This window comes from Pseudomonas sp. C9D1 (genome assembly GCF_056491235.1).
In genome coordinates this window covers 1705187-1717783 of sequence record NZ_JBSZIE010000002.1, presented here as the reverse complement: position 1 = coordinate 1717783, position 12597 = coordinate 1705187, and the positions used below count along the sequence as shown (strand labels likewise).

The following is a 12597-nucleotide window of genomic DNA, read 5'->3' as shown; positions in this document are numbered from 1 at the left end:
GCAGGGAAACTGTAACCACAGTTGTAGGCTCTTTCCCCGGGCCAGCAAGGATGCACGTCGTATGTCTTTCCAGACCTTGAACCTCCGCTTGGCAACGTCCGCCGATCGCGCTTTCCTGCGGGCGCTGTACGGCACCACTCGTGCCCACGAGATGCAGCACACCCCCTGGGACCAGGCGGGCTGCGAGCGTTTCCTCGACCAGCAGTTCGAATCCCAGTGCGGCTACTACCTGGCGCATTACGCCGACGCCGATCAATACGTCATCGAAGAGGCCGGCCAGCCCCTAGGCCGGGCCTACCTGCTGTGGACCGACACCCACCTGCAAATCATCGACCTGGCCCTGTTGCCCGAGGCCTGTGGCCGTGGCATCGGCGGCGAGCTGCTGGGCCGCTTTCTCGAACGGGCCGATCGTGAGGGCCTCAGCGCGGGGCTGCACGTGGAGTCCTACAACCCGGCCCAGCACCTCTACAGCCGCCACGGCTTCGAGGTGGTGGGGGAGAACGGCGTGTACCTGAAGTTGCGCCGCGCCCCTCGCAGCCCGCAGGCCATGGCCGTGCCTGCGCAACGTCCGGCCGGTCTGTCCTGAGGAATTGCCCATGCACCCGATGCCTTCCTTCGCACTGCTTACCGAGATCGTCGGCCAGCCTTTCCACCTCTGGCTGTCGCCGGAGCAGGTGCTGCCCATCGAACTGCTCGCCGTCGAGGAGGGCACCGCCATGACCCCCCGGCACCAGTGCTACCTCGCCCACTTCGCCCTGCCTTCCCAATGCAGCCTGCCCCAGGACGTCTACCGCCTGGGCTTGCCGGGGGAGCCGGGCTGGGAGCTTCTGCTGACCCCCGCAATGCCCACCCCGGACGGGCGCCCTGTACTCCAGGCCGTGTTCCACACCGACCGGCCGGCATAGACCACAACAATAAACATGCACACGCGCCGAGCCTTAAGGGCGCGCAAAACCAGAGCCAGAGGAGAGTCAACACGTGGAACCTTTCATCGGTGAGATCAAGATGTTCGGCGGCAACTTTGCACCCCGGGGCTACGCATTCTGCATGGGGCAGATCGTGGGGATTGCGCAGAACACCGCGCTGTTTTCCCTGTTGGGCACCGTCTACGGCGGTAACGGCCAGACCACCTTCGGGCTGCCGGACCTGCGCGGCCGCTCGCCGGTCGGCCAGTTCCAGGGGCCGGGCCTCTCGATGATCGACCTCGGCGAGGTCGGCGGCACCGAGAGCGTCACCCTGCTCCAGACCCAGATGCCGATGCACACCCACGTCGCCACCGGCACCAGCACGATTTCCGCTGCCGGCACGCCGACCAGCCCGGCACTGGTTCCGAGCGCCACCAACTCCGTACTGGGTGGGTCCGTCGGTGGGTCGGCCTCTGCGGCGGCCATCTGGTCGACCGCGATGGCGAATCCGGTTCCGCTGACCAACCCCAGCACCGTCAACGTGACGGTGCAGGTCGCCGGCGGCAGCCAGCCGGTGAGCCTGCGCAATCCCTTCCTCGGGGTGAACTTCATCATCGCGATGGAAGGGATCTTCCCCTCCCGCAACTGATGAACCTGCGCCGCCGGTGCCTCGCGGCACCGGCGGCTCCGTGATCGGACAGAGACTCATCGACAGGCAGACGTACACGCAGACCATGGCCAATTCATCACCCGCCTTCCATTTCATCTCGGGGCTGCCACGCTCGGGGTCCACGCTGCTGGCGGCGCTGCTGCGGCAGAACCCGCGCTTCCACGCCGGCATGACCAGCCCGGTGGGCAGCTTCTTCTCGGCCCTGCTCAAGCAGTTCGGCGCCGAGAGCGAGTTCGGACCGGTGGTGACCCAGGAGCAGCGCAAGCGCCTGCTCGCCGGGCTGTTCAGCAACTACTACGCGGACCAGGCCGGGCGGGACGTGATCTTCGACACCAACCGCCAGTGGTGCGCGCGGTTGCCGGCCCTGCTGGACCTGTTCCCCCAGGCCAGGGTGATCGCCTGCGTGCGCAATGTCGCCTGGGTGATGGACAGCATCGAGCGGCTCTACCGCGCCAACCCGTACGAGATCACCAAGCTGTTCAACGACGACAACGAGCGCAACACCGTCTACAGCCGGGTCGAGACCCTGGCCCAGCGCAACCGCCTGGTGGGCCTGCCCTGGTCGGCGCTCAAGGATGCCTATTACGGCGAGCACGCCCGCTCCCTGCTGCTGGTGGACTACGACCTGCTGGTGACCACGCCCGAGCGGGTGCTGCGGCTGGTCTACGAGTTCCTTGGCGAGCCCTGGTTCGAGCACGACTTCGAGCATGTCGAGTACGACGCCCCGGAGTTCGACCAGGCTCTGGGCCTGCGCGGCCTGCACAAGGTGCGGCCCAAGGTCGAAGTGGCGGCGCGGCGCACCCTGCTGCCGCCGGATCTGTTCGAGCAGTACGCGCAACTGGATTTCTGGAAGGACTCGCGTAACAGCGAGGCCCATGTGATCAGGACCGCCCGGGATGCCCGGGCCCTGGAAGAAGAACGCAACTGAGCACCCGCCGAGGCGGGCGCCGGAACGAGGAGGTAGAGGTCATGGGCTGGGGTCATTCGAGGAAGGCAGGTCGCAACGGCAAGGCCAAAGGTGCGGAGGCTGCGCCCCTGGCGTGCCCGCTGCCGCTGATCAGTGCGCTGGAGCCGCGCATGATGTTCGACGGCGCGGTGGCCGCGACGGTTGCCGATACCGCCGCCTCGGCGGCCACCTCCGCTCCCACGGCGGTCGACGCGGCCCATGACACCGGCGCCAGCGACAGCAGCCATACCGGCACCGCCGACAACAGCCACGGCACCCAGGACCTGCAGGCCAGCCCGGTGACCGACGGGCAGAACGGCGTGCGCAAGGAAATCGTCTTCGTCGACACGCGTGCGCCGAACTACCAGGAGCTGCTCAAGGCCGTCTCGCCCAATGCCGAGGTGGTGCTGCTGTCCACCGACAAGGACGGCGTGCAGCAGATCGCCGACGCCCTGGCCGGGCGCACCGGCATCGACGCCATCCACATCATTTCCCACGGCGATTCCGGGGTGCTGCTGCTGGGCAACGGGCCGCTGTTCGAAGGCAACCTCGGGCAATACGCCTCCCAGCTTTCCAGCATCGGCAAGGCGCTGACCACCGATGGCGACATCCTCCTCTACGGCTGCGAAGTGGGGGCCGGCAGCGAAGGCCAGGCCTTTGTCACCAAGCTGGCCGGCATGACCGGGGCGGACATCGCCGCTTCCGACGACAACACCGGCGGCAACGCCAAGGGCGGTGACTGGGACCTGGAGATCGCCACCGGCCAGATCGCGGCCAGCAGCGCCCTGAGCCTGTCGCGCCTGGGCGGTTATGACCACCTGCTGGTGACCACGGCGGTGAACAACATCGCCGACCTGAAGAGCGCCATTGCCACGGGCAATACCGACGGTGTCGACGATGTCATCACCCTGACGGGCAACATCACTTTCGCCAGCTTCAACGATGCCATCACCATCAACGTCACCGACGGCCATACCTTGCAGATCGTCGGCGGCGGTTTCGCGCTGGACGGCGCCAACAAGGCCCGGGTGCTGGACGTGACCACCAGCGGCGCCAACTCCAAGGTCGCGCTGGACAACATCACCATCCGCAACGGCCTGGTCGTCGGCAACGGGGCCAATGAAGGTGCCTCCGCTGCGGACAGCCTGGGCGCGGGTATCCGCAACGCGGGCGTACTGACCATTACCAACAGCACCATCACCGCCAACAAGGCATCCGGCGGCGGCGGTGGCGGTGGCGATTTCGGAGGCAACTACGGCGGCGGCGGCGGTGGCGGTGGTGGTTTTGGTACCACCCTCGGCGGCACCGGGGGAACCAGCGCCGGTGCCGCCATAACGCCCACCTCACCTTCCACTGTCACCGGAGGTAATGGCGGCGGTCCCAACCCCGACTTCGGGGGGCGTGGCGGCAGCGCTGCGGCAGGTTCGGGTGGCAGTTACTTCGGTAACGGTTCGAACACTGCCGGCTACACCGCCGGGGGATCGGGCGGGGTGGCCAACAACGGCAGCACCAGCATCGGCGGCGGCGGTGGTGGTGGTGGCTCATCGGCGGCCGGCGGCAGGGGGGCTGCTGCCGCAGGCGGCATCTACAACTCCAGCAGCGGCATCCTGACTATCGTCAACAGCAGCGTGACCAACAACCTCGGCGCCGGTGGCGGCGGCGGCGGCGGGGTTGCCAGCGACCAGGCCGCAAACTACAGCCGGGTGGGCAGTGGCGGTGATGGTGGTGCCGGGGTCGGTGCCATCTGGAACGCCGGCGGTACGGTGCGGATGGACGCCACCAGCGCCGGTACCCTCGCCACCGGCAACGTGGGCGGTGGCGGCCTGGGCGGCAAGGCCGCCGGAGCCGGCAACGTCGATGGCACCAACGGTGCGTCCACCTCGACCATCTACACCACCAACGGGGGCACCACCGATACCAATTACAACCCCAACGCGGCACCGACCCTCGGCAACCTCAACAACGACAGCGTCGCCTGGGCCGGTGCGGGCAACACCGTGCGGCTCGATCTGGGCAGCAACGCCAGCCTGGCCGATGCCGAGCTGGGTGCGCTGAACAGCGGCAACGGCAACTGGTCCGGTGCCAGCCTGGTGATCCAGCGCAATGGCACGGCGGTGAGCAGCGACGTGCTGGGCTTCGACACCACCGGCGGGCTGTTCACCGTCAGTGGCAGCAACCTGCAGTCGGGCGGGCAGACCTTCGCCACCTTCACCAATACCGGCGGCGTGCTGACCATCACCTTCACCAGCAGCGGGACCACAGCCACCACCGCCCTGGTGAATGATGTGGCGCAGCGCATCACCTACCGCAACGACACGCCGGCCGGCGATGCCAACGTCAAGGTCACCCTCAACGATGGTGCCGGCGCCAGCGCCACCGCCAACGTCACGGTGACCACGGACTTCATCTACGTCACCAACAGCAGCGACACCGCCACCATCGATGCCAGCAACGGCACGAGCTTCAGCGAGGCCGTCGCCATCGCCGCGGCCGACAGCACCGGCAGCCAGACCATCGTCTTCGCCAGCACCATGGCCGGCCAGACGCTCAACCTCAACGCCGGGTCGATCAACGAGAGCCTGACCTTCGACATGGACCAGGCCAGCGGCCTGATCCTCACCGGCGGCACCCTCACCCTGGGGGGCGGCACCACCCAGACCTTCACCCATGGCGCCGGCGATACCGCCACCATCAGCAGCGTCATTGCCGGCAGCGGCGCCCTGACCAAGGCTGGGGCGGGCAACCTGACCCTCTCCGGCTCCGGCAACACCTTCAGCGGCGCCACCACCATCAGCGCGGGCACCCTGACGGTCAGTGGCGGCGATGCGCTCGCTTCCAACACCAGCGTGTCGGTCGCAGCCGGTGCCACCCTGGCCCTGGCCGGCAACGAAGCGCTCGGCAACCTTTCCGGTGCCGGCTCGGTGACGCTCGGCAGCTTCAACCTCACCAGCAACCAGACGGCGGACACCACCTTCTCCGGCGGCATCAGTGGCACCGGTGGGGTGACCTTCAACCAGACCGGGGCCGCCACCTACTCGACCACGCTTTCCGGCACCAACACCTACACCGGCAACACCGTGCTCACCAACTACGGCTGGCTGAAGCTCAACGGCGACGCCTCCATGGCTGACACCAACGCCGTGCGGGTCAATGGCAACAGTGTCCTGACGCTGCTCTCGGACCAGACCGTCGGCAGCCTGGCGAGCAACAACGCCAACGCCAGCATCCAACTGGGCAGCTACACCCTGACCGCCGGGGGTGACAACACCTCCACCTCGGTTTCGGGTGCAGTGTCCGGCACCGGCTCGCTGGTCAAGCAGGGCAGCGGCACCCTGACCCTGTCCGGCAGCAATACCTACGGTGGCACCACCACCGTCTCCGCCGGCACCCTGTCGATCGCCGGCGACGGCAACCTGGGCAGCGGGGCCGTCACCCTGGCGGGAGGCACCGTGCTCGATGTCTCGGGTGCTACCACCATCGACAACGCCATCGTCCTGGCCGGCAACAGCAGCATCGGCAACAGCAACGCCGTCACCCTCAGTGGTGCCATCAGCGGTGCCTACGACCTGACGAAAACCGGCAGCGGCACCCTGACCCTGTCCGGCAGCAACAGCTACGGCGCCACCTATGTGAGTGCCGGCACTCTGTCCATCGACAACGACGGCAACCTGGGATCGGGCGCGGTGAACCTGGCCGCCGGCACCACCCTGGCGCTCACCGGCGCCAATACCATCGACAACGCCATCGTGCTCGGCGGCGATGCCTCGGTGAGCGCCTCGGCCGCCGCGACCCTGTCGGGTGTGATCAGCGGCGCCTTCACCCTGACCAAGGCCGGCGCCAGCACCCTGACCCTGTCCGGCAGCAACACCTACGGTGCGACGACCGTCAGTGCCGGCACCCTCAGCGTCGCCAGCGACGGCAACCTCGGCAGCGGTACGCTGACCCTGGGCGCCGGCACGACCCTGGCGGTGACCAGCGCCGCCACCCTCGACAACGCCATCGCCCTGAGCGGCAGCGCCACGGTCAACACCAGTGCCGATACCACCCTGTCCGGGGTGATCAGTGGCAGCAACAACCTGACCAAGACCGGTGCCAGCACCCTGACCCTGACCGGCAACAACACCTACAGCGGCAGCACCAGCGTCAACAGCGGGACCCTGAGCATCGCCAGCGACGCCAACCTCGGCGCCGGGGCGCTCAACCTGGCCAACGGCACCACCCTGCAGATCACCGGCAACACCACCCTCGACAACGCCCTGGCGCTGACCGGCCTGGTGACCGTCAATGCCGGCGCTGCGGCCACCCTGTCCGGCACCATCAGCGGTACCGGCAGCCTGATCAAGGCCGGCGCCAGCAACCTGACCCTGTCCGGCAGCAACACCAACAGCGGCACCACCACCGTCTCCGCCGGCACCCTGGTGGTCGACGGCAGCACCGCCAGCGCCACCACCGTGGCCAACGGCGCGACCCTGGCCGGCAGCGGCACCCTGGGCGGCGACGTCGTCGTGCAGAGCGGCGGCATCCTGTCCCCGGGCGGCGCGGGCGTCGCCATCTTGACCGTCAACGGCAACCTGACGCTGGCCTCGGGCAGCACCCTGGCCCTGGACATCAACGGCACCACCGCCGGCACCGGCTACGACCGGGTGGTGGTCAACGGCACCGTCGACGTCTCCGGCGCCGCCCTGGCGGTCACCCATGGCTACGCGGCCGGCAGTGGCGACAGCTACACGGTGATCGTCAACGATGCCGCCGATGCCGTCACCGGCACCTTCAGTGGCGTCAGCGAGGGTGGCACGTTCAACGCCGCCGGCAACGGCACCCAGCTGACCACCAGCTACATCGGCGGCAGCGGCAACGACCTGTCCCTGACCGCGCCCATCGCCCCGACCGTCACCAGCGTCTCGTCCAGCACCGCCAACGGCACCTACAAGATCGGCGATGTCATCACCGTCACCGTGCGCTTCGATTCGGCGGTCAACGTCACCGGCACCCCGACCTTGACCCTGGAGACCGGCGCCACCGACCGGGTGCTCAACTACGTGTCCGGCTCGGGCTCCGACACCCTGAGCTTCACCTACACCGTGCAGGCCGGAGACGCCTCCGCCGACCTCGACTACGCCTCCACCTCGGCCCTGAGCCTCAATGGCGGCACCATCAAGGACGGTGCCAACCAGAACGCCATCCTCACCCTGGCCACCCCCGGTGCGGCAGGCTCCCTGGGCGCCAACAAGGCCCTGGTGGTGGACGGTGTGCGCCCGGCGGCCACCAACATCACCCTCAGCGACACCAACCTGCGCATCGGCGAGACCGCCACCGTCACCATCACCTTCGCCGAGCAGGTGGTCGGGCTGGACACGGCGGACTTCGCGGTGTCCGGCGGCTCGCTCTCGGGCCTGGGCACCAGCGATGGCGGTCTCACCTGGACCGCCACCTTCACCCCGAGCGCCAACGTCAGCGGCGCCACCAACATCATCACCCTGAACAATTCCGGGGTGATGGACCTGGCGGGCAACATCGGCAGCGGCAGCACCGACTCGGGCAACTACGCCATCGACACCCAGCGCCCGACGGCCACCATCGTGGTCACCGACACGACGCTGAAGGCCGGGCAGACCACCACCGTCACCATCACCTTCAACGAGGCGGTGACCGGGCTGACCACGGCGGACTTCAGCGTGGAAAACGGCACCCTGGGCGGCCTCAGCTCCGGCGACGGCGGCATCACCTGGACGGCGACCCTGACGCCCAGCGCCACCATCACCGACACCAGCAACCTGATCACCCTGGACAACACCGGGGTGCAGGACCTGGCGGGCAACGCCGGCAGCGGCAGCACCGATTCCAACAACTACGCCATCGACACCGAGCGGCCGACGGCCACCATCGTGGTCGCCGACACCGCGCTGAAGGCCGGGCAGACCACCACCGTCACCATCACCTTCAGCGAGGCGGTGACCGGGCTGACCACGGCGGACTTCAGCGTGGCCAACGGCAGTCTGAGCGGGCTCAGCAGCAGTGACGGCGGCATCACCTGGACGGCGACCCTGACGCCGAGCGCCAATGTCACCGACACCAGCAACCTGATCACCCTGGACAACACCGGCTACACCGACCTGGCAGGCAACGCCGGCCTCGGCAGCACCGACTCCAACAACTACGCCATCGACAGCCTGGCGCCGGCGGTGACCTCGGTCACGGTCCCGGCCAACGGCACCTACGGTTCTGGCCAGAACCTCGACTTCACCGTCAACTTCGGCGAGGCCGTCACCGTCGATACCCTCGGTGGCATGCCGCGTCTGGCCATCACCCTGGACACCGGCGGCACCGCCTACGCCGAGTACCTGAGCGGCAGCGGCACCACCGCACTGGTGTTCCGCCTGGTGGTCACCAGTGGCCAGGCCGATGCCAACGGCATCAGCGTCGGCGGCGCCCTCCAGGCCAACGGCGGCACCCTGCGCGACGCCGCCGGCAACGACGTGGTGACCACGCTCAACAGCGTCGGTGATACCAGCGCCGTGCTGGTGGATGCAGTGGCTCCCCGGGTCACCGATATCGCCCTGGACGGCACCTCGCCCACCACCAACAGCTCGGTGAGCTTCACCGTCACCTTCAGCGAAGACGTCACCGGGCTCGACCTGGCCGACTTCAAACTGCTTACCGGTGGCAGCGTCAGCGGCACCCTGCAGTCCCTCGTGCAACTGACCGGCAACACCTGGCGTGTCACCGTCAGCGGCGTCACCGGCCAGGGCAGCCTTGGCCTGTCGCTGCCGGCCATCGCCAGCGGTGTCGCCGACGGTCAGGGCAACGCCATGGTGGATTCCTACTCCACCATCGGCTACCAGATCGGCTCCCTGGACAACGGCGACCCGGAATTCCGTGCCAACCCGCCGGTGACCACACCGATCGAGACCCCTGCGCCGCTGCAGCCCACCGTGCCCAGCGCGCCGCCGCCCTCGACCACCACCTCGCCGCTGATCCCGCCGCCGCTGTTCGAACAGCCGACCCTGGGCAGCGGTATTCCTACCGTGGGCAACATCTTCATCAACAACGGTGCCCTGGCACCCAGCTTCATCGCCCAGGTGTTCGCCAGCAGCGACAGCAGTAGCGACGGTGGCGGCGCAGGCTTCCTCGGTTTTGGTGGCGGGGATGGCGGCGTGTTCGGCGCCAGCACCTTCTCCGGCCTGTTCAGCAAGGACAAGCCCCAGGAGAGCAACGAGAAGATCTTCGACAAGCAACGTGGCAATGGGCAGGGCGGGCGCAGCTTCGGCGCGCCGACCCTGGGCCAGCAGCTGCATGAGATGAAGGAAGCCGAGCAGCGCCAGGTGCGTCAGCTGGCACAGGCCCTGGGGCAGGTCGCGGGGACGGCCGCCCAGGGTTGAAACGATTTGGGCATATCCAAACACCAGCCGTACCAGGGGGCGGCACAAGGATGACCAACAATTACAAAGCGTTTGCGGCCAGTTTGCTGGCCTTGGCAATCAGTGGCTGCGCCGTTACCAGCCAACCCATCGACAAGAGCGTGAGCGAGGAACGTGCGCGCACCGACCTGCAGACCATGTTCCAGGGCCAGGAGCCGCTGTCCGGCCCGCTGACCCTGCACCAGGCCATGGCCCGTGCGGTGAAGTACAACCTCGAGGCGCGCCTGAAGGTGATGGAGCAGGCCATGGCCGAGCGTCAGCTCGACCTCGCCAGCTTCGACATGCTGCCGCGCATGGCACTGTCCGCCGGCTACGCCGGGCGCAACAACGTCAGCGCCTCCAGCAGCCAGAGCATCGAGACCGGCACCCAGTCCCTGGAACCGTCCACCTCGCAAGACCGCGACCGCGGCGTGGCTGACCTGACCATGGTGTGGAACGTGCTCGACTTCGGCGTCGCCTACGTCAGCGCCAAGCAGCAGGCCGACCAGCGCCTGATCGTCGAAGAACGCCGCCGCAAGGTCATCCACACCATCACCCAGGACGTGCGCTCCGCCTACTGGCGCGCCGTGGCGGCCGAGCGCCTGCTCAAGCAGATCGACAGCCTCATGGGCCGCGTGGAGCAGGCCCGCGAGAACAGCCGTCACATGAGCAACCAGCGCATCGGCGATGCCGTGCAGGTGCTGGCTTACCAGCGCGCGCTGATCGAAGCCACGCGCCAGCTGGAAGACCAGCGCCGCGCCCTGACCCTGGCCAAGACCGAACTGGCCGCGCTGATCAACCTGCCGCTGAGCACCAGCTACCAGCTGGCCTCCACCGAGGGCTACAGCGTGCCCGAGCTGAAGGTCGACTTCACCCGCCTGGAGCAGCAGGCCCTGGCCAGCCGCCCCGAGCTGCGCGAGCAGGACTACCAGGCGCGCATCAGCGCCGCCGAAACCCGCAAGGCCATGCTGCGCCTGCTGCCCGGCCTGGAGTTCTCCGCCGGCGGCCACTACGACAGCAACAGCTTCCTGGTGAACCAGAGCTGGGCCGACTACGGCGTGAAGGTCACCTGGAACCTGTTCAACGTGCTCTCGGCACCGGCGGCCATCGATGTCGCCAAGGCCGGGCAGAAAGTCGCCGATGCCCGTCGCCAGGCGATGTCCATGGCGGTGCTGGCCCAGCTGTACGTGGCCAACGCCAACTTCCATGAGGCCCAGCGCCAGTTCCAGACCAGCCAGCAACTGGCTGACCTGGACGGGCAGATCGCCGAGCAACTGCGCAACCGCTACAGCACCCAGAGCATCGGCGAGCTGGAACTGATCCAGGGCGAGCTGAACACCCTGCAGGCGCAGCTCAAGCGCGACCTGTCCTATGCCGACCTGCGCAACGCCTATAGCCAGCTGTTCATCAGCGCCGGTGTCGACCCGCTGCCGGACGCACTGCCGGACGCCAACCTCTCCACCATCGCCGGGGCCTTGGCCAACAGCGAATCGCGTTGGGAGAACGGGGATATCGGCACCGCGAAGTAACCCTCGCGGTTCGATGGGGAAAAGGGGCTTCGGCCCCTTTTTTCATGGGCAAAAAAACGGATCGGTTGCGCGTAGGGCGGGTGAAACCCGACGGGTTCGGCAGCGTGCCCTCGCGGGTTGCACCCGCCCTGCGGGGCGGTATGCATGCTGGCGACCCTTGCCGCATGAGGGGAGGGCGGCGGGCTTGTGCCTGGGCGTCAATCCGAGGGTTCAGTGAACGCTCTGCGCCTGCTCTTCGAACAGCCGCTGGGCGGTGCTCAGGCGCTCCAGCTCGCGGCGGACCATGGCGGCGTATTCCGGCGGCTTGAGCTGGTACAGCTCGGTGGCGACCCAGGCCAGCCAGCGCGGGCCAAGGGCCGCGCGCTGGTCCAGCAGGCGCAGCGCGTCGGCGAGGGCGCGCTCGGCGTTGTCCTGGTGGAAGCGTTCGCGGCCCACGGGGTCAGTTGGCCTGCAGGCCGACGTAGATGTTCTGCACGTCGTCGTGGTTGTCGAGGGCGTCGAGGAAGGCTTCGACTTCTTCCAGCTCGGCACCGGACAGCGCGACCGGGTTCTTCGCCTTGTAGCCCAGGTTGGCCGACGCCACGGTGAAGCCGAACTCCGGCAGTGCCTTGCACACGGCGTCCAGGTCGGTGGGGTCGGTGTAGAAGGTGGCGCCTTCGTCACCGGTTTCGAAGTCCTGGGCGCCGGCTTCGATGGCAGCCAGTTCCGGGTCGGCATCGGCGCTGGCCGGTTCGGCCTCGATCATGCCCAGGTGGTCGAAGTCCCAGGACACCGAGCCGGAGGTGCCCAGCTGGCCCTTGCGGAACAGCACGCGGATCTCGGCGACAGTGCGGTTGAGGTTGTCGGTCAGGCACTCGACGATCACCGGCACGCGGTGCGGGGCGAAACCTTCGTAGAGGGTGCGCTCGTAGTTGACCACTTCACCGGTGAGGCCGGCGCCTTTCTTGATGGCGCGCTCCAGGGTGTCCTTGGGCATCGAGGCCTTCTTGGCCTGGTGCACGGCAAGGCGCAGCTTGGGGTTCATGTCCGGGTCGGCGCCGTTACGGGCGGCGATCATGATTTCCTTCACCAGCTTGCCGAAGATCTTCCCTCGGGCGTTGGCGGCGGCTTCTTTAGGTTTGGCTTTCCACTGGGCGCCCATGGCGTTTCT

The 12597-nt window shown here is 67.9% G+C and carries 8 protein-coding genes; 6 read left to right on the top strand and 2 right to left on the bottom strand.

Translation table 11 applies throughout. From position 1 onward, the window contains the following. Positions 1-61: 61 nt before the first annotated feature. The 6 genes from ACXI0U_RS16050 (at position 62) to ACXI0U_RS16025 (ending at position 11447) form a co-directional block, all read left to right on the top strand. Complete coding sequence (locus ACXI0U_RS16050) at positions 62-586, top strand: GNAT family N-acetyltransferase (RefSeq protein WP_021222086.1); 525 nt, start codon at positions 62-64, stop codon at positions 584-586. A gap of 10 nt (positions 587-596) precedes the next feature. Beyond that, entirely contained in the window at positions 597-905 is a 309-nt protein-coding gene (locus tag ACXI0U_RS16045; RefSeq protein WP_236204457.1) for a DUF6916 family protein, read from the top strand. A gap of 100 nt (positions 906-1005) precedes the next feature. Beyond that, on the top strand, positions 1006-1554 hold the full coding sequence (locus ACXI0U_RS16040; protein ID WP_434086335.1) for a phage tail protein: 549 nt from the start codon (positions 1006-1008) through the stop codon (positions 1552-1554). Between the two features lie 85 nt (positions 1555-1639). Further along, the gene (locus tag ACXI0U_RS16035; RefSeq protein ID WP_350446771.1) at positions 1640-2503 is read left to right on the top strand and encodes a sulfotransferase; all 864 of its coding nucleotides are present in this window, start codon (positions 1640-1642) and stop codon (positions 2501-2503) included. Between the two features lie 41 nt (positions 2504-2544). Next, positions 2545-9900: an Ig-like domain-containing protein gene (locus tag ACXI0U_RS16030; RefSeq protein WP_479550559.1), complete on the top strand. Its 7356-nt coding sequence runs from the start codon at positions 2545-2547 to the stop codon at positions 9898-9900. A 50-nt stretch (positions 9901-9950) separates the two neighbouring features. Further along, complete coding sequence (locus ACXI0U_RS16025) at positions 9951-11447, top strand: TolC family protein (protein ID WP_031288781.1); 1497 nt, start codon at positions 9951-9953, stop codon at positions 11445-11447. Between the two features lie 210 nt (positions 11448-11657). Here the strand turns inward: ACXI0U_RS16025 and ACXI0U_RS16020 are convergent, their stop codons facing one another. Next, entirely contained in the window at positions 11658-11882 is a 225-nt protein-coding gene (locus ACXI0U_RS16020; protein ID WP_021222081.1) for a hypothetical protein, read from the bottom strand. Positions 11883-11886: 4 nt separating this feature from the next. After that, on the bottom strand, positions 11887-12588 hold the full coding sequence (locus ACXI0U_RS16015; protein ID WP_021222080.1) for a YebC/PmpR family DNA-binding transcriptional regulator: 702 nt from the start codon (positions 12586-12588) through the stop codon (positions 11887-11889). Positions 12589-12597 lie beyond the last annotated feature (9 nt).